The sequence below is a fragment of the Moraxella atlantae NBRC 14588 genome (assembly GCF_001591265.1).
GTDB classification, from domain to species: Bacteria; Pseudomonadota; Gammaproteobacteria; order Pseudomonadales; family Moraxellaceae; genus Faucicola; species Faucicola atlantae.
In genome coordinates this window covers 38,769-57,187 of record NZ_BCUL01000004.1, presented here as the reverse complement: position 1 = coordinate 57,187, position 18,419 = coordinate 38,769, and the positions used below count along the sequence as shown (strand labels likewise).

At 51.2% G+C, this 18,419-nt stretch carries 13 protein-coding genes and 2 tRNA genes; 8 read left to right on the top strand and 7 right to left on the bottom strand.

The annotated features are described in order from the left end of the window. Window positions 1-41: 41 nt before the first annotated feature. Window positions 42-2,906 carry an RNA polymerase-associated protein RapA gene (gene rapA / locus MA2_RS03810; protein ID WP_067056767.1) on the top strand — a complete coding sequence of 955 codons (2,865 nt, stop codon included), beginning with the start codon at window positions 42-44 and terminating at the stop codon, window positions 2,904-2,906. 113 nt (window positions 2,907-3,019) lie between these two features. Here rapA and MA2_RS03805 read toward each other — a convergent pair whose 3' ends face one another. After that, window positions 3,020-3,904, bottom strand: coding sequence for a PM1805 family lipoprotein (locus tag MA2_RS03805; protein ID WP_067056763.1), 885 nt, complete (start codon window positions 3,902-3,904; stop codon window positions 3,020-3,022). Between the two features lie 230 nt (window positions 3,905-4,134). On the opposite strand from MA2_RS03805, the gene MA2_RS11110 reads away from it, so the two are divergent. After that, entirely contained in the window at window positions 4,135-5,718 is a 1,584-nt protein-coding gene (locus MA2_RS11110; RefSeq protein WP_067056760.1) for a D-alanyl-D-alanine carboxypeptidase/D-alanyl-D-alanine-endopeptidase, read from the top strand. 104 nt (window positions 5,719-5,822) lie between these two features. On the opposite strand, the gene MA2_RS03795 is transcribed toward MA2_RS11110, so the two are convergent. The 3 genes from MA2_RS03795 to MA2_RS03785 all read right to left on the bottom strand — a co-directional run bounded on the left by MA2_RS03795 (window position 5,823) and on the right by MA2_RS03785 (window position 8,717). After that, a complete protein-coding gene (locus tag MA2_RS03795; RefSeq protein ID WP_115254074.1) occupies window positions 5,823-6,101 on the bottom strand; it encodes a hypothetical protein in 279 nt (92 codons plus the stop codon). Window positions 6,102-6,231: 130 nt separating this feature from the next. Then, on the bottom strand, window positions 6,232-7,887 hold the full coding sequence (locus MA2_RS03790) for a phospholipase D-like domain-containing protein (protein WP_067056757.1): 1,656 nt from the start codon (window positions 7,885-7,887) through the stop codon (window positions 6,232-6,234). Between the two features lie 32 nt (window positions 7,888-7,919). Continuing rightward, window positions 7,920-8,717 carry a hydroxymethylpyrimidine/phosphomethylpyrimidine kinase gene (locus MA2_RS03785; RefSeq protein ID WP_067057016.1) on the bottom strand — a complete coding sequence of 266 codons (798 nt, stop codon included), beginning with the start codon at window positions 8,715-8,717 and terminating at the stop codon, window positions 7,920-7,922. 305 nt (window positions 8,718-9,022) lie between these two features. Here MA2_RS03785 and MA2_RS03780 point away from each other — a divergent pair. The 3 genes from MA2_RS03780 to MA2_RS03770 all read left to right on the top strand — a co-directional run bounded on the left by MA2_RS03780 (window position 9,023) and on the right by MA2_RS03770 (window position 10,161). Beyond that, window positions 9,023-9,113: transfer RNA gene (locus MA2_RS03780), tRNA-Ser, on the top strand. 119 nt (window positions 9,114-9,232) lie between these two features. Beyond that, window positions 9,233-9,309 (top strand) — tRNA-Arg (locus MA2_RS03775). 225 nt (window positions 9,310-9,534) lie between these two features. Further along, a complete protein-coding gene (locus MA2_RS03770) occupies window positions 9,535-10,161 on the top strand; it encodes an RDD family protein (RefSeq protein ID WP_067057013.1) in 627 nt (208 codons plus the stop codon). Between the two features lie 359 nt (window positions 10,162-10,520). Here MA2_RS03770 and MA2_RS03765 read toward each other — a convergent pair whose 3' ends face one another. Further along, a complete protein-coding gene (locus MA2_RS03765; protein ID WP_067056755.1) occupies window positions 10,521-11,456 on the bottom strand; it encodes a polyprenyl synthetase family protein in 936 nt (311 codons plus the stop codon). A 194-nt stretch (window positions 11,457-11,650) separates the two neighbouring features. Here MA2_RS03765 and MA2_RS03760 point away from each other — a divergent pair, with 194 nt between their 5' ends. Then, complete coding sequence (locus tag MA2_RS03760; protein ID WP_067056752.1) at window positions 11,651-12,298, top strand: MarC family protein; 648 nt, start codon at window positions 11,651-11,653, stop codon at window positions 12,296-12,298. Between the two features lie 26 nt (window positions 12,299-12,324). On the opposite strand, the gene MA2_RS11545 is transcribed toward MA2_RS03760, so the two are convergent. Beyond that, window positions 12,325-12,558, bottom strand: coding sequence for a DUF2256 domain-containing protein (locus tag MA2_RS11545; protein WP_067056748.1), 234 nt, complete (start codon window positions 12,556-12,558; stop codon window positions 12,325-12,327). Window positions 12,559-12,683: 125 nt separating this feature from the next. Between MA2_RS11545 and MA2_RS03750 the strand changes: the two genes are divergently transcribed. Beyond that, window positions 12,684-14,207: a cryptochrome/photolyase family protein gene (locus MA2_RS03750; protein WP_067056745.1), complete on the top strand. Its 1,524-nt coding sequence runs from the start codon at window positions 12,684-12,686 to the stop codon at window positions 14,205-14,207. A gap of 371 nt (window positions 14,208-14,578) precedes the next feature. Next, window positions 14,579-16,075, top strand: a complete 1,497-nt coding sequence (locus tag MA2_RS03745) for an aminoacyl-histidine dipeptidase (RefSeq protein WP_067056742.1) — start codon at window positions 14,579-14,581, stop codon at window positions 16,073-16,075. Between the two features lie 57 nt (window positions 16,076-16,132). Here the strand turns inward: MA2_RS03745 and MA2_RS03740 are convergent, their stop codons facing one another. After that, a complete protein-coding gene (locus MA2_RS03740) occupies window positions 16,133-18,202 on the bottom strand; it encodes an OPT family oligopeptide transporter (protein WP_067056739.1) in 2,070 nt (689 codons plus the stop codon). Between the last annotated feature and the right edge of the window lie 217 nt (window positions 18,203-18,419).

The window sequence follows — 18,419 nt, the reverse complement described above, 5'->3', positions numbered from 1 at the left end:
CAAGCAACGGTACAAATAACAGCGGTAAGCGGTGAGGAAGCATGACGGATTTTGCCATTGGACAGCGGTATTTATCAGACACCGAAAGCGAGCTTGGGCTTGGCGTGGTGGTATTGGTTGATGAGCGCAGCGTACAGGTGCTGTTTGCCCAAAGCGAGGCGACGCGCGTGTATGCCAAGGCATCGGCGCCGCTGTCGCGCGTGGTGTTTAAGGTTGGCGATACCATTCAAGACCAAGACGGCAATACCTACACCGTGCGCGCCGCCGAAGAACAAAACGGCGTGTACAAATACCACGTGGAAGAAAGTGACAAGCCACTGATGGAGACGCGGCTAGCAGCAAATTTGACCCTTGCCAAACCGCTTGAGCGTCTGCTTGCCAATCGTTTGCATGACAATAGCTGGTATGAATTGCGCCAGCGTCTGCTACACACGCAAGGCAATTTAGCCAGCCATCCTCTGCGTGGTTTGATGGGCGCGCGCGTTGATATCATCGAACACCAGTTGTATATCGCCCATGAGGTCGGCAAACGCATCGCACCGCGTGTCTTGCTTGCTGATGAAGTGGGGCTGGGCAAAACCATCGAGGCAGGGCTGATTATCCACCAGCAGCTATTGACGGGTAAAGCGGCGCGTGTGTTGGTGTTGGTGCCCGATAGTCTGCAATACCAGTGGATGATTGAGCTCAAACGGCGTTTTAACTTGGATTTTGCCATCATAGATTTGGTGCGTACGGCAGCGATTGCTGAGCATGACCCCGAGCAAAATCCGTTTTTGACCGAACAATGTATCATCGCCAGTGTGGATTTACTGCTTGACCATGCCGATTTGGCGGATAAAGCACTGGAGGCAGGTTTTGATTTATTGGTGGTGGATGAAGCGCACCATCTGCACTGGCACAGCGAAAATGGCGGTAACGATGAATACCAGTTGGTTGAGCGTTTTGCCGCGCAGACCGATGGCGTGTTACTATTGACTGCCACGCCCGAACAGCTAGGGCTTGAAAGCCATTTTGCGCGTTTACGCCTGCTTGATCCGCATCGTTTTGCTGATTTGGATGAGTTTTTAGACAGTGAAGCTCAGTTTGCCCAAATCGCGGCGATTGCCGAGGTTTTGCTCAGCGACACGCCATTGAATGAACGCCAACAACAAGCTTTGGCAGGTCTGCTTGGGCATGATATCAGTGATGATGAAGCAGGGCGCGCGCAGGCGATCAATGAATTGCTTGACCGTCATGGTACGGGGCGTGTGCTGTTTCGCAACACCCGTGACAGTGTGGCGCAGCTGATTGATGGCTTTCGTGGTCGCCATGCCATTGGCTATCCGCTGGCATTGCCAGACAGCTGGCGCGACACCTGGCATACGCAGGGCAAATTACGTGAACAGCTGTGGAGTGAAGAGCTTGCGCCCGATGGCGAATGGCTGCAAGATGATCCGCGCGTGCCGTGGTTGATTGACTTGCTGCGCCATACTTTGCGCTATCACAAGGTATTGTTGATTGCGCGTAGTGGCGCGACGGTGGAGAGCCTAGATGCGGTGCTGCGCTTACATGGTGGGATCAAAACCGCGCTGTTTACCGAGCAGATGACGCTGCTGGAACGTGACCAAGCGGCGGCGTATTTTGCTGATCATGCAGGGGCGCAGGTGCTACTTGCATCTGAGATTGGTTCAGAGGGGCGCAATTTTCAATTTGCCAGTGATTTGGTATTGTTTGATTTGCCTGCCAATCCCGATACCCTTGAGCAGCGCATTGGGCGGCTTGATCGCATCGGGCAGCAGCATGACATCACCATTCATGTGCCATATGTCGAGGGCACAGCAACGGCACGGCTGTATCGTTGGTATGATGAGGCATTGAATATCTTTAGCCAAATTTCACCGACCGCGCAAAGTGTACAAGAGCAGCTGATTGTTGAGCTCAAGCCCGTGCTTGAGGGTAAGGATTTGACGCTAGATGATGGCGAGGTGCTAACCAATGCCGCGGCGTTAGAGGCGTTAATCGCTCAAGGGCGCGCGCTGCGATTTGATTTAGAAGACGCGCTACAACAAGGACGCGACCGTCTGCTGGAATATAACTCTTGCCGTCCACGCGTGGCACGAAAAATCGCCGACACGCTGCGCGAGTTTGATGATACCCACAGCTTACCGCGTTTGTTTGAAGATTTTTTAAGTGCAATTAATTTGGAGTATAGTGGGCAACGTGACGGTTCGTTGGTGCTGCAACCAAGTGATGAAGTCGCGCTGCAGGGTTTGTCTGTACCTGAAGAGGGCATGACACTAACGTTTGAGCGTGAGCACGCACTGGTGCGCGAGGACGTGGCGTTTATGAGCTATGAACACCCGTTTATGCAAAGCATTTTTGATACGGTGACGCACGGCACGTTTGGTAATGCCACGGTGGCTTTGCTGCAAAGCCGTGTGATGCCTGAGGGTATGCTGTTGGTTGAGGTCAATTTTCGTGTTGAGGCGATCGCGCCTAAGTTGTTGAATTTGCCTGCATACTTGCCCACGCCGCTGATTCGGGTATTTTTGAGCCAACAAGGCACAGATTTTAGCGAAAAAATCGCCAGTGATATGATCGCACCGTACATTCAGCGGTTGGATAAAACCCGTGCGCGGCAGGTCATCAAGGCACGGCGTGATATCATCGAGCAGCGGTTTGAACAAGCGCAAACCATTGCCGCCGCTCAGCTACCTGCCATCGCCGAGCAGGCGCAGCGCGTGTTTCAGCAGCGTTGGCAACGTGAGATTGAGCGGTTGCGCTATCTGCAGCGCGTCAATCCTAACGTACGTGACAGCGAGATTAGTGCGTTAGAGCGTATACAAGCGCAAGGCGAACAAGCGTTGGCGCAGCTTGCGTTGGTGGCTGACAGCGTGCGCGTGTTGGTGACCGTTAAGCCTGAATAGATATGAACAAACAAAATTTAGGCATGATTGCGTTTGTATAAAAAAACCAACCGTTTGCCATACAAGCGGTTGGCTGATTTTAACGTGGCAAAAAGTCTATAGCCGCCTAATGATTATTTGTGTTTAGTTTTGCTGGTTTTGGGCGCAGCGTCGCCTTCGGCTTCTTGTGTAAGTTTCATCAAACGGTCACGTGCTTTGACGGCAATGTCTTGTGACTTTTGCATATGCTCAACGATTTCAGGATGGGTTTCGGGCGTGGCTGTTGGATTTTTGATCATCGCTTGCGTGCCTGCGATGGACTGATTGACGCTTTCGACCATCATATCGCGCACTTGGGTGACGCGTGGGTCATTGAACTGGAGTTTTGCCAAGGTATTTTTTTGCTGGGTCATCTGATTGACGATTTGCTTAAAGAGCTTGGCTTGTTCTTGCGGCGTTTTGGCGGCTTGCATTTTTTGCCCAATTTCGGCTTGTTTTGCCTGTGATTCACGATCAAATTCGTTGATCGTGTGGAATAATTTGGTCAAATCGGCGCGTAGCAAGTCTTGTTTGGTCGGTGCAGTAGGTTTGGCATTGGCAGCAGGCTCAGCCTTGGGGGTTGCCGTGGCAGTGGGTGCAGACGCAGCTTGTGGGGTCACCACAGGCGCAGCAGGGCTTGGCGTTGTACTGGTATCGCGATCAGTGTTTTGGTTGGGGGCAATTTCGACACTGGCAGGCGCAGGTGCTTGTGGCGTGGGCAAAATTGGCACGGCAGAGGCAGGCGGCTGTAGTGGCTCACCAACGGGTACTGCGTCGATGGGTTTGGGCGCAGAGGCGGCATTGGCAAGTACGGGCGCGGTGGTGTTTGGACGCGCGCTGTCTGTGGTTGCATCGCTTGGGGTATCGGTGTTACGCTGACAGCCTGTCAGAACCAGCGCTAACGCCAGACCAAGCGCGGTGAGCTTGCCCAAGGTGGTTTTGTGGCGTTTAACCCCATGATTTGCTTGTGTTGCGTGCATAACTGATCCTAACAATCTCACCCAAAAATTACCAACAATCGCCAAGCTATTATTTACCTCACAAGTTTACTAAGCGTGAACTTACTTGGCGTGAATATGAAAGGTTGCCAGTTTAACAGACCTGTCTACCGTTCGATAGTCACCGCCATTCATAAAAATGTAGAAAAATGCAACCAACCTTACGCCATTACTTAACTCGATTTGTTGTTTCTTGTGCGGCTGTGTGTGCGTTGAGCCACACTGGCGTCAGCTATGCCCAAGCCGCCACCTTTGCGCCCAATACCTTGCCTGTAAGCCTGCAAACTGCCATCAGCACGGCAAATTTAAACCCCGACAACGTCAGCATCGTGGTCATGCGCCTGCCTGATTCATCAGCACCGATGACCGTACCACTTAAGCCTACCACCGTGATCGCGTATCATGCCAACACACCGCGCACACCTGCCTCTACCCAAAAACTGATCCCCACGCTGATCGCGCTTGATACATTGGGCAAGGATTTTATGTGGCAAACCAAGCTGTATCAGCATGGCATCGTCTGGCGCGGCACGCTATATGGCGATATTATCATTCAAGCCAGCGGTGACCCCAAACTATCCACCGAGCAGTTAAGCAATCTACTTGCCCAAGTCAAAGCGCATGGCATCGAGCGCATTACAGGCAGCGTGATCATTGATAACCGCTGCTTTGGCAACGTTGGTTTTGACCCAAATGCTTTTGATGGTAAAGGTTTGCGTCCCTACAACGCCATGCCCAACGCGCTACTGCTCAATTTTGGCACACTGACGGTCACCCTTGAGCCATTTGGCAAAACCACCGCCGATACCACCACGATAGCCAGTACGCCCAATCCTGCGACCATAGAGCCAACCACGCAAGCCAACATCACAACTGACACGCTCAAAGCCGCTGATATTACAGGCTTTCGCGTTAAGGTGTCGCCACAGATGACGGGTTTTAGCGCACCACAAACACTGGCTGCCGCGCATGCGCCGTGTAAGCTATCAAAAGATGATTGGATCGCTGATTTAACGCCCACTGCGCTAAGTTTTCATCAAGATCCTTCAGTAAATTGTGGTACACAGCAGCGCTGGCTGACCTATCCTGATCCCAATCGGCTGGCAAAGCAAACCATCCACTATACATGGCGACAGCAATTTCCTGCATTTAGCGGACAGCTTGGGTTTGTCGATGACATTACGCCTGACCCAACGTGGCGGCAACGCTGGATTATGCGCCACACACGCCCCAAGCTGTTGGCGTACGCCAGTTCTGCGCCGCTTGCTGATGTCATCGCCGATATCAATCACTATTCCAACAACGTCATGACCGAGCAAGTAGCCTTATCGTTGCCACTGTATGCCGACCACCAAGCAGTTAGTGACTACCCAAAGACGTTTGATTTTATCGCGAGGTGGTGGCAGCAGCACCTGCCCGATACGCCACCGCCTGTTATGTCGCGCGCGTCGGGACTGTGCCGAGATTGCCGCGTTACGCCAAATAGCCTTGTATCATTGCTTGGCTATGCCTACACGCACAAGGATTTTAATGTGTATCGCCAATCGCTCAGCATTGCAGGGGAAACGGGCACTATGCGCGAGCTCAAAGCGCGTGATCCCAATCACCCTGCCATCGGGCAGGCTTGGATCAAAACGGGTACGCTAGATGACACTATCGGTATGGCAGGCTATGTACGTGGTCAATCGGGGCAGTGGTATGCCGTCGTTGGGCTGATCAACCAACCCAATGTGCGCTTTAACGGCAAAGCTAAAGGCGTATTGGACACCATGTTACGCTGGACAGCAGAGCAATGATTGATAAAATTTGGCTGATGGTTAGCCGCTAAAAATTGGCAGCGATCAAAACATAAAAAAGCGCACCAACATGGCACGCTCTTGATACGGTATGATACCGCCAATCAATCATCAAAACTCAAATCAATTGCTTCTGAATCGGCGATATCGCGAATATCTGAATAACGGTCTTTGTTCATCGCGTCTTCGATCAACACCTCATCAACGCGGCTTTCATTGATGTTTTGGCGGTGCATCGGCGTTAAGCCTTCTTCGGGGGTGGCAATATGGCTGGCAGAGAGTGCCGCGTCATCTTCAGCGTCGCGTATTACGTGCATATCGTCACGGTTTTTTGGATCATCTAAATCGTCTTCGTTCAATTGTGGGGTGTTAATTTGGCTCATGGTTTTATTCCTTGTGCTAGGCAATGCATTGGACAAAAGTTTAACGCTTACATCTACGGCTAAATCTTAGCACAGCCAAGACCCAATCAACGTATCATGTACGTTATGATTGGTTTAAATTTGACCCGTTTTATAACAGCGGACTTAACAGCCGAATACCATTATCGACCAACTGACTGACATAACCGCGCTGTCGCCACGCTGAAAGCGTCAAGCGCTCACTGTGGGTAAGATAATACCCTTGACAGGCGGCAATCTGGGCAATCAGCGGTGGGCTATAAATTGCCACACTGACCTCCATGTTGAGATAAAAACTGCGCATATCCATATTGACCGTGCCAAACAGGCAATAATCGTCATCAATCGTCACGATTTTGGCATGCAACAGCCCACCTGTGAACAGCGCAATCTCAACGCCCGTTTTGAGCAGCGGCTCATAATACGCGCGTGACGCATAATGCACCAAATGCGAATCAACCCGTTTAGGTAAATTGAGCGTCACCCGAATGCCACGCTTTGCCGCCGTGGTCAGCGCAATCAGCAGCGGCGTATCGGGCACAAAATACGGCGTGGTAATCGTGACCGACTCACGCGCGCTAAAAATCGCCGACAGCAAGGTTTCATAAATCACATGCCCCGTTAGCTCAGGCGCAGAGGGGATCAGCTGCAGCGCGACGTTTTCAACAGGCGCAAAGCGTGATGGTGTTGCCGCAAGTGCGCTATTGCTGGCATCGGGCGCAGGTGTCACCACCACATCGCGCGGCAACGGCATATCTTCACGCGACCTGGCGATGACATACAGCGTCGAAGATGGCGACAGGCTTTCAGGTGTCGTCGCGGTATATAGCCGTTTGGTAAACTGATTAATCGACTGCTCAAGACTGGATAAATTGTCCTGCGTCTCAGCACTGATATCCGCCGATGCCACCAATAGCATGGCTTGCACCACATTCATCCGTGGCATATCTACCGTCGCAGGCATGGTTTCAATCCGCATCAGCACATCAATCCATTGCCCGACGTTGGCATTTTGTTTAAACACCTTAGGATCAGCCAAATTAAAACTGCCCGTGTAGCCAATACTGCCATCAAACACCGCAATTTTACGATGGTTACGAATATCAATGCGCTTGACCAAGGTTTTAAACAACCCAACAGGCAACGATTCATGCACCGTCACACCTGCCGCGCGTAGCCTCGTTACCCATGAACTGGCAAAAAAATCAAAACTGCCGACACTGTCAGCAAGTATATGGCAAGTCACACCGCGCTGCGCTGCCGCCATCAGTGCTGTGAGCAGATCATCAACACGGCCTTTGGGATAAATAATATAAAACTCTAAAATAATCAGCTGTTTGGCAGCTTGGATATCTGCCAATAGGTGGTCAAACATCGCTGCCGACTCGGTCAAAAGCGTCGCCGTGTGCCCGTCATACACACCCAGACCCGTTTTGCGAAAGCCCAAACGGCTAATTTGCGTCGCGCTGTCGGTTAAGCCTTGTGTTTGTTGGCTAAAATCAATCGCCTGACTGCGCGCAAAATCCGCCAAAATCTGCTGCGCTGTCATGCTGCGCTTACGATAACGCCGCCCGATATTGACCTCACCAAACAGCAAGTACGCCACCATTCCAACCATCGGCAGCGCGAACAAAATCGCAATCCACGCAATCGCCACGCTATTATTGCGCTGTTGCTGCAACACGCGCACCACCAACGCCAACGTGAGCAGCGTATGCAGCACCACGCCAATCGTTCCCCAATCCGCCTGCAGGCTATGCCATGCCAACTCAACGCCTTATTTTAACTTGACCAAAAAAACTAAATATACCAAAACCGCTTGGGAATACGCTGCCCATCGGTATGCGGAATGTCCGCTGCGCGCAGTACCTGTTGCTCCCAAATATCCGCGCATTGCATCGCTACCGCCAAATGATCACCCATCGCCAAGCGTCCTGCCACATAACTTGCCAAACTACAGCCCGAACCATGGTATTCGCCCGTCAGCCGCGGCAAGCGTGTGCGATACACCAAGCGCACCGCCTCACCGTCACGCGCATACAGAGTTTGCTCAATCGCCGCGTCATGATTTTCATGCGCTGTCTTGACCAACACCGCGTGACAACCACGTTGGCACAAATCACGCGCTGCCTTATCTAGCGCATCAATCCCCGTCAAATCGCGCAGCTCGTGACTATTGGGCGTTGCCAACGTGGCAAATGGCAACAACTGGCTAAACGCTGTCACCAACGTCGTCTTATCACCAAGCGCACCGCCACTATTGGCAACCAACACAGGGTCAAGCACATATGGCGTACCGTGAGCAATCGCGCCTGAGGCGAACAGCTCGGCAAGCAGCGCAATGTTATCCGTCGTGCCCAACATACCCGACTTGACCGCACGCACAGGCAAATCCGCCAGCACCGTTTTTGCCTGCTGGTGCAGTAATGCCCTATTGCATGGCTCAAACCCGTACACCTGCTGCGAGCTTTGCACCGTCAAAGCCGTGCACACCACCGCCGCATGTGCGCCTGACTGCCCGATGGCCTCAATATCCGCCTGTAAACCTGCTCCACCAGACGGATCAAGCCCCGAAAAACACAACACCGTTGGACGCATTGCCATACTAAACCTACCAAAAACTGCCAAGACATTGCAAAATTAAGACATTACCAAAAAAACACTGCCAAAAACCTGCCGAACTGTATCGGCATTTTGGCATATTTTTGCTAAAAAGTCTTGTTCTGCCACAAGGTCATGCGCGAAGGTCATGCGCGTAAAAATAGTCACCGCTCAACAAACAATCAGCCATAAAAATGCTTGCATTTTTAAAACGGTCTGCTATAATGCCCTCCCACAATCCTATGCGGATGGGCAGATGATATTTGCGTTATCTTGCAAAGATTGAGCAAAACCTAAAATTCGGTGACGTGGGTGAGTGGCTGAAACCACAGCCCTGCTAAGGCTGCATACGGGTTTACCGTATCGAGGGTTCGAATCCCTCCGTCACCGCCATTTTATGGCCAGTCAAGTAAAAAGTTTAAATTTTAGCAAAAAATACTTGACAGTTTGCCAAAGGGTGTTATACTATCGCCCACTTTGATGGTAGTAACAAATAAACTTACATCAAATATGCGCCCGTAGCTCAGTTGGATAGAGCACCAGGCTACGAACTTGGGGGTCGGGAGTTCGAATCTCTCCGGGCGCGCCACTTATACCAGCCATCGAGGCTAAAAAAATCGCTAATCATTCAGGTTAAGCGATTTTTTTTATGCCTAAAATTTGTTTGTACATGGCACAATAAGCGTTGATCGCTTGCTCAATGGCGCAAACCACCACAAAAATCATGGCTATTTTTGCCAAAGCTCATGGCTATTTTTGCCAAAGCTTAGTACAATCAACAGTGATTTGTAACCATCTGACGCACAATGTAGCTATGCCAAACCCTTCTGCCATCCCATCTGGCGCGCCATTAAATCCTCATACCACACAAGACATGCCCAAAATCGCAGGCGTGGCGGTGCGCTTGGCAGCGATGTTGTATGACGGGATGTTGATTTTGGCATTGTTGTTTTTTGTGTCGTTGGTGCTGATTGCGATTGGCACCAATTTGCTGCTGCCTGTGGGTACACAACCGCAAGACGCGCAGGTACTGCCTGCATGGTACCAAAATTTGGTGCTAACGCCGTCATTTGTGCTGACGCTGATTGGCTTTTATGGCATATTTTGGCGGTTGGCAGGGCAAACGCTTGGTATGCAAAGCTGGCGGCTTAAAACCGTGCAGCGCGATGGTACGCTTTTGACTTGGCGGCGCAGCGTGCAACGGATTTTGGCGGCGTGCGTGTTGCCTGCGCTGTGCGGTATGGCAGGTTTTGCGATTTATCATGACCGCGTCGCTTTGTTGTTTAGCGCGTTTTTGGGCATGCTGGGTAATTATTTGTTTGCTTATATCAACAAGCAGGGCATAGCGTTGCATGATGTATTGACTGATACGGTAACGCTAAAAATGCCCAAAATCCAGCATGAAGGCATTTTTGCCGCATGGCGTAAAAAAAACCGCTAAATTTATCCTCTGTTGCCGTAAACCTGCGACTTAGGGCGGTAGATATAAGGCAATTGTTAAATGCGATAAGTTTTGCTACACTCATCTCATTATATTTAATGTCTTACAGTCCACAGTTAAGTTAAGACTAAATTGCGAGTACGCAGTAACTTAACTGATAAGACGTTTTCAAACACACGCTTAAGTTAATTTGTGTCTATAACAATCCTAACGGTAAGATTAGCTTAAAATGAGAACCTAAGATGTACGGTGTGTCGTACGGGCGGTTGCCACTATCTTAGGTTTGCGGTCGGGCTTGACCGTCTTGTAGAAGGAATCCCCTCACTTTAGGGAGGGGAGGAAGCCAACTCAGTATTGGCTTATTTTTGGCGTTGCCACAGCCAGTTGGCAAGCTGATGCAATAAGCTATTGGTAGGTAGTACGCGATCAAGCGCGGTCTTGGCTTGGGCAAATAGGCTTTCGGCATAATCTTGCGCGCCTTTGACGCCCAATAGTTTGACATAGGTTGATTTTGCCAGTTTTTCATCGCTGCCTGCAGGTTTGCCAAGCTGCGTGGTGTCGGCGGTCACATCAAGGATGTCATCTTGTACTTGAAACGCAAGCCCAATGTGCTCGGCAAATGTGGTCACAGCGGTAAGTGTAGCGGCATCGGCGTGGGCACACAGCGCACCCATGCGAACGCTTGCGGCAATCAGCGCGCCGGTTTTGTCGCGGTGAATGGCTTCAAGCCCAGCTTGGCTTAGGTCACGATGTTCACCGTTTAAATCCAGCATTTGCCCCATAATCATTCGCCGTGCGGCAGGGGCAAACGTTGTCAATAAACGATGGCTTAGCGCGATGTCGTGCGCCTCAAAAAACATGGGCTCAGCGAATACTTCAAACGCCAAATTTTGCAGCATGTCGCCTGCCAGCAGTGCTGCTGCTTCGCCAAAAGCGATGTGTGTAGTTGGGCGACCGCGGCGCAAGTCATCGTCATCCATGCACGGCAAATCATCGTGCACCAATGAATAACCGTGCAGCAGCTCAACTGCTAACATTGCGCCGCGTATTGTGTTTGGTAGTCGTGCTTGAGCGTCGGTAATCGCTTGAGCATAGGCAGTAATACTGGTAAAACTGCTGGCTACCAACAGCGGACGCACACGCTTGCCACCATTGGTCATAGCATATAGACACGCTGCAGCCAGTGGATCGGGCAGATTTTTGCCAGCAAGATAGGCGCGGATATCCACCTCAAGCTGCGCTAGGACAGGCTGGGCAAAGGCGTGAAACGTCAAGTCGGGCACGGTTGTAGACATGGCGTTAAGCTACACCAAACGTCACCAAAATGCAATGCTGTCCGCGTAAAATCCACACAAAAAATCGCAGGTGCTCACGGTGGTGAGCTGCGCCAAACGCTACAAGCCGACTACCAAACAAGTCAGCACGGGTGCGCCAAACTTCGTATAATGCCAGTATTTTAAATTTTAACATTAAAACAAGAGTCAAGACGATGGACGGGCAGGTTCTTAAGATATTTTTTGCACTGATTGTGCTGGTCAATCCGATTTCGGCATTACCGATGTTTATCAGTATCACCGAGGGCGCGACCAGTGAGCAAGCGCGTAAGGTTGCGCTGATCTCGGCGGCGACGGTACTGATTACGGTGATGATTTTTGCCGTAGCAGGTGAGCTGATTTTAAAGGTTTTTGGCATTTCGCTCGGATCGTTTCGCGTGGCAGGTGGCTTGTTGGTGCTATTGATTGCGATTGGCATGATGAACGGCGCAGGCAATATTGCCAAACCGTCTGAGGATTCTGATGAGCTTAGCCCCAAGGCATTTATGGGGACATCGGCGGCGATTGTACCGCTGACGATTCCGATGATTATTGGCCCTGGTGGGATTTCGACGGTGATCATTTATGCTGCACAGGGGCAGCAAACAGGGCAGGGTTATAAGGCAACGCTCGCGATTATCACCGCAGGGTTGCTGATCAGTGTGTTTACGTTTCTAAGCTTTAGTGCAGCGCGACAGGTTAGCCGATTTTTGGGCGATACGGGCATTAATGTGCTTAACCGCGTGATGGGTATGTTGCTGGCGGCATTGGCGGTTGAGATTATCGTGGCAGGTTTACGCACGTTGTTCCCACAGTTGGTCTAAATTGCTTGCCAGGCTTATTTCAGTTTTTAGTCCATTTGGGCACGGTGATGCATACCTTGACAGCGTTTTGAGCAATACACCACGCTGTCCCAGTCGCGCGCCCATTTTTTGCGCCACACGAAAGGACGTTGGCACACGGGGCAGATTTTACTGGGTAGGTTGGCTTTTTTACGCATTTTGTGGCTGGTTTTTGGGCTGGCTGTTGTCATGGCGTTTGTGGTTGGGGCAAGTGTTGTCTCAGCTGGATTAGCACGGTTCATTTGTGCTTTGGTTGGTTTTAGTTAAAAAGTCATAGATGGATTAAGCGCGGATGACACGGGCAAGATTTGGGCATGGGACGGCCAACAGATTGTGCCATAAAAATCACAACACAACGGATCCAATCATGGCAAATAACTATTTAATCTGGCTGCGGCAAGATTTGCGTATCACCGACAACACTGCCTTGGCAGCATGTTGCCAAGCAGCCAAGCAGGCAGGTGCGGGTGTGCTTGCGGTGGTGTATCTCACGCCTAGCCAATGGCAGCTACATGACAAGTCATTGTGGCAAATTGATTTGATATTGCGTCAAATTGCGCAGCTCAAACAGAGTTTGGCGGCGTTGAATATCGGTTTGGTGGTGCGTACGGTGGCAGATTTTGCCACACAAGCGCAAGATGTGGTGGCATTGTGCCAGCAAAACGCTATTTGCCAACTGTTTGCCAACCGTGAATACCTAGACCGTGAAATTATCCGCGACCGCCGTGTGCATACCGACGCGCAGCAAATCGGCGTCCAAACGAACTGGTATGATGACAGCACGATTGTCGCACCGCAGCGGGTTTTGACCACCCAAAGGCAGCCGTACAAGGTATTTACGCCGTTTTATAAACGTTGGTTGGCGTTGCTAGAAATCGCGCCACTTATGCCAGCTGCCACGCCAGCGCCCAACGCGCTAGACACCACAGCATTGGCAGCTACCTTGACCCCACCCAAGCAAGCACTAACAATTGCTGAGTTTTACCAAGCATTTTATCAGCCAACGCCACCACTTGATGAGCAATTGGCGCAGGTGCAAGCCTTGGGCGAAACCTTGTACTCTGCAGGCGAGGTCGCTGCACAGGCGCGGTTGGATGAGTTTTTGCAGCACGATATTGCCGAGTACAATAGCGCGCGTGATGTACCTGCCTTGCACGATCATTTGGGTGCAACCAGTCGCTTATCGCCATATTTGGCGGCGGGTGTGCTATCGGCGCGACTGTGCTATGTCAAAGCGCGGCAGCAGCTTGATGTGTTGCCAGAGGCGTACAAAGATATCTACCGCTGGATTAGCGAGCTGGCGTGGCGTGATTTTTATGTTGATGTTGTCGTAAATCGCCCTGATATCGTCAAGGGGCAGGCGTTTTTGGTCGAAACCGATACTGCGGTGATGTGGCGTTATGATGAGGTGGATTTTGCTGCGTGGTGTGCAGGGCGCACGGGCGTGCCGTTGGTTGATGCCGCTATGCGCTGCTTGAACGCCACAGGCTTTATGCACAATCGGCTACGCATGGTGGTGGCGATGTATTTGAGCAAAAATTTGCTGATTGATTGGCGGTGGGGCGAGCGGTATTTTATGCAGCAGCTGGTTGATGGCGACTTTGCCAGCAATAACGGCGGTTGGCAGTGGTCGGCATCGGTGGGTACCGACGCGCAGCCGTATTTTCGCGTGATGAATCCGTTTAGCCAAGCGGCAAGCCATGATGTGGACGCGGCGTTTATCAAGCACTGGCTGCCCGAACTTGCCACTATCCCTGCCAAAATTTTGCATGATGAAACCAAATTGCAACAGCAGTTGGCGGCAAATCCTGCCATTGACTATCCGCGCTTAGACACACCGACCAAAGTAACGCGTAAGCTTGCCATTGAGGCATTTAAGCATGCATTTTAAATTGTTTGAAATTGACTTCCTCCCCTCCCTAAAGTGAGGGGATTCCTTCTGCAAGACGGTGAAGCCCCACCGCAAACCTAAGACAATGGCAACCGCCCGTACGACACACCGTACATCTTAGGTTCTTATTTTAAGCTAATCCTACCGTTAGGATTGTCATAGACACGAATTAGCTTAAGTGTGTGTTTGGAAACGTCTTACCAGTTAAGTTACTGCGTACTCGCAATTTAGTCTTAACTTAACTGTGGAATGTAAGACATTGAATATAGTGAGATGAGTATAGCAAAACTCATCGCATTTAACAATTGCCTTATATCCACCGCCTGAAGTCGGTGGTTTTACGGCAACGAATGATAAAATCAGGTAGCTGTATGACCACTTCTGTCACCCCATCATCCATCGCACAACTTGCCCCGACCGCGGTTTGGCAATGGTTTGCCGATATCTGCGCCGTACCGCATCCGACGTTTCATGAACACAAGCTTGGCGAGTTGATCATCGAGGCTGTCAAGACCCGTGGGCAAGCGTATGGCTTGACGGTGCAACAAGACGCGAAGGGCAATATTTTAATTCAAAAACCTGCTAGCCGCTTAGACCCTGCGATGGCAAAGCGTCCGCGTGTTGCTATTCAGGCGCACTTTGATATGGTGGCACAAAAAGGGCGCGATTCAAGCCATGACTTTGTCCATGACCCCATCAAACCTATGGTTAAAGACGGCTGGGTATGGGCGACCGACACCACACTGGGTGCGGATAACGGCATCGGATTGGCAATGGCATTGGCGGTGGCATTTAGTGATGATATCGCGCATCCGCCGCTTGATATCGTGCTGACCTGTGAAGAAGAAGTCGGTATGGGAGGCGTACAGGCGCTAAGCCCCGATTGGCTGACCGCGCCACGGCTGATTAACCTAGACTCTGAAGATGAAGGCGAGCTGTTTGTCGGCTGTGCAGGCGGACGCGATGCGACTTTGCAGCTGACCATGCCGTGGGTGACGGCAGAACACACTACCCCCGTTGCCATCAGCGTGGCAGGCTTACAAGGTGGGCATTCGGGCATTGATATCCACAAAGGGCTTGGCAATGCCAACTTGTTGTTGGCACGGGTTTTGGCAACGCTCTTTGCTGTGACACCGCTTCAGCTGCACAGCTGGCAAGGCGGTGTGCTGCGTAATGTCATCACGCGCGAGGCAACCGCGGTGGTATTGGGTGATAGGGCGCAAATCACGCACCATCTACCTGCCATACTTGCCACCTTGCAAGCCGAATTACACACCGCTGAACCCACACTAACACTGACTGCCGAGCCTGTCAGCCTCAAGCATCCGCTTGCCTTATCGCTTGCTGATAGCAAACGTGTGCTGGATATATTGCGCAGTTTACCCAATGGCGTGCTGCGGATGAGTGATGATTTTGCAGGTGTGGTTGAAACCTCGATAAACACAGGGGTGGTAACGCTTGCGGCAAGCGAGCAGGCGGATAACGCGCAGCTGACGGTACATTGCTTGATGCGCTCGCTATTACAAACCACCAAGGATGATGTCAGCCAACGTTTACAAGCCTTGGCAGAGTTGGCAGGCGCGACACTTGTGCTAAGCGATGACTACCCTGGTTGGCAGCCTGATCCCGACTCGCCGCTATTAGACATGGTCAGCGATATCATGGCGCGCCACTTTGTAGGTACGCCCAAGCTACAAGTGATCCATGCAGGACTAGAATGCGGTATTTTAAAAGGTAAAGCCCCAAACATGGACATGATTTCATTTGGTCCTAACATCCGCGCTGCACATTCGCCCAATGAGCGTGTCGAAATCGCCAGTGTGGCAAAAACGTGGCAAGTGCTTGTGGATGTCTTAAACGCCTTGTAAAAATACAGCAAAAAAATCCCTGCGCATGTGGCAGGGATTTTTTTTACGTTTAGGCAACTAACGGCTATGGCTTGCAAGCACACGTCTTGCCAACGCAATCATCGCCACGACAAACGCTGCCATACCGAGCCATTGCCCGATGGTATCCCAATGATCCAGCCCAATTGCCAACGGCGCGTCCGAACCACCTGTTGCTACCGATGCGGCAATGACAAATGCCAAAATCACCCCAACCAAACTCTCGCCGACAATCAAACCTGCGGCAAACAACGTGCCACGACGTTCAGCGGCTTTAAGGGCAAGCTTGCGTTGGGCAGGTGCAGCGCGCTGGGTTACGCGTCGTTTGAGCCACCACGCCAGCAGCGTGCCAACAAAAATCGGCATATTGACCGCAGGTGGCAAATAAATACCCATACCAACCGCCAACACGGGCAAGCTGTATTTACCCGCCGACGTCTTACGCAGCAGCGCATCAATGACAATCAAAACCACACCAATCGCCGCGCCGATAAGGATATAGTGCCAACTTAGGCTGTGGGTAAAAATGCCCTTGGCAATCGTTGTCATCAAGGTGGCTTGTGGTGCGCCAAGTGCTTGTGCCGCATCCATATCAGGACGCGGTAACGCACCCGTGAAGCCATACGCTTGATACAGCAGCTGCAACACAGGCGCGATCACCATCGCACCGACCACCACACCTATCATCAACGCCACTTGCTGACGCCACGGTGTCGCCTGCACCAAATAACCTGTTTTTAAATCCTGCAAATTGTCATTAGAAATCGTTGCCACACATAGCACCGCAGAGCCACAAAACAACGCCAATGCCGTCACAAACTTGCCATCGCCTGTGGCCAATAAATCAGGATACGCATTGCCAACCAACAGCAAAACCAACGAAATCACCACGATTGACACAATGCCAATCCCCGAAATTGGACTAGACGACGAGCCCACCAACCCTGCCATATAGCCACACGCCGCCGCGATAAAAAAACCAATGACAAACGTTAGCAGCGTACACACCGCCACCAACAGCCATGCCAATCCTGTAGGCAAACTTGCCGCCGCAACGAACTGATAAAACACCAGCGCAAGCAACAGCACCATCGCCACCGTGCAGCCAATCATTGTCTTGAGCGATAAATCTTGCTCTGTACGCGCTTGATTGGTCATATTGCCGCCTGTTAGTGAGCGCATCGAGAGTTTTAAGCCCTCAATCATAGGCTTAAGCAACGTCAAAAGCGTCCAAATGGCAGCAATACCGATCGTCCCTGCACCGATAAAGCGCACCTTTTCTTTCCACAACTGCATGGCAAACGCAGTCATCTCCAAATCGCTAGGTTGTGGAATACTGCTACTCAACCATGGCACCGCCACGCCCCAAGCGATGGCAATACCAAGCAAAATCGCAATACCACCTGCAATACCGACCAAATAACCTGCACCCAACAACGCCAACGAAAAGCCCATCGGGATTTGAAAAATCGCCGACCCTGCCTTAAACCAATAGCCTGCAGAATCCGCCAACACACGCAGACCGCCTGTCAAAAACGCCACCACACCCGACAACAAACCGCCCAGCGCAATATCCTTCGCCCCTGTAGAGGCGGTAGACGTTTGGGCAGCGTCGCCTGTCTGCGCCAAGTGGCTGGTTTTGTCATCGGCGCGTAAAATCTCCGCCGCTGCCACCCCTTCAGGATACGGCAAATCACTATTAACCACCATCGCATAGCGTAATGGAATAGTAAACACCACACCCAAAATTCCACCTGCAATACACAGCAGCGTGGTTTGCCAAAACGCAAAACCCGTCCAATAGCCAAGCATCAACAGCGCAGGCAACACAAAAATAATCGACGACAATGTACCTGCCGCCGATGCTTGCGTTTGTACGATGTTATTTTCCAAAATATTGCTGTCCTTGGCGAACTTGAGCACCGCCATCGAAATCACCGCCGCAGGAATCGACGAGGCAAAGGTGAGCCCGACTTTTAGCCCAAGATAAACATTTGACGCGGTAAAGACCACCGTAATCAACGCACCAAGAATCATACCGCGCAAGGTTAGCTCCTTGACATCGGCACCCTGAGTCGCGCTGACGCGGTGAGAGGGTTGAGGCTGCATCGCTTAACTTCCCTAGCTTTAATAAAAAAGCCTATGTAAAAAATGCTTAAATAAAAATCGTAGATTCGTAGATCAAGATAAAAAGATTGGCTAAAAAATCACCGAAAAAGACTTGCGATTATACTGTTTTTTGGCGTGTAAATAATAGCAGTACATCTGACCAACGCGCCTGCCACAAAATCGACACGTAAAAAAACCGAACATAGGTTCGGCTTTT

Bases quoted from the DNA above. Each gene is read 5' to 3' on its own strand.
- rapA (WP_067056767.1), top strand. From the start codon at position 42: ATGACGGATTTTGCCATTGGACAGCGGTATTTATCAGACACCGAAAGC.
- MA2_RS03805 (WP_067056763.1), bottom strand. From the start codon at position 3,904: ATGCACGCAACACAAGCAAATCATGGGGTTAAACGCCACAAAACCACC.
- MA2_RS03795 (WP_115254074.1), bottom strand. From the start codon at position 6,101: ATGAGCCAAATTAACACCCCACAATTGAACGAAGACGATTTAGATGAT.
- MA2_RS03785 (WP_067057016.1), bottom strand. From the start codon at position 8,717: ATGCGTCCAACGGTGTTGTGTTTTTCGGGGCTTGATCCGTCTGGTGGA.
- MA2_RS03770 (WP_067057013.1), top strand. From the start codon at position 9,535: ATGCCAAACCCTTCTGCCATCCCATCTGGCGCGCCATTAAATCCTCAT.
- MA2_RS03765 (WP_067056755.1), bottom strand. From the start codon at position 11,456: ATGTCTACAACCGTGCCCGACTTGACGTTTCACGCCTTTGCCCAGCCT.
- MA2_RS03760 (WP_067056752.1), top strand. From the start codon at position 11,651: ATGGACGGGCAGGTTCTTAAGATATTTTTTGCACTGATTGTGCTGGTC.
- MA2_RS11545 (WP_067056748.1), bottom strand. From the start codon at position 12,558: ATGAACCGTGCTAATCCAGCTGAGACAACACTTGCCCCAACCACAAAC.
- MA2_RS03750 (WP_067056745.1), top strand. From the start codon at position 12,684: ATGGCAAATAACTATTTAATCTGGCTGCGGCAAGATTTGCGTATCACC.
- MA2_RS03745 (WP_067056742.1), top strand. From the start codon at position 14,579: ATGACCACTTCTGTCACCCCATCATCCATCGCACAACTTGCCCCGACC.
- MA2_RS03740 (WP_067056739.1), bottom strand. From the start codon at position 18,202: ATGCAGCCTCAACCCTCTCACCGCGTCAGCGCGACTCAGGGTGCCGAT.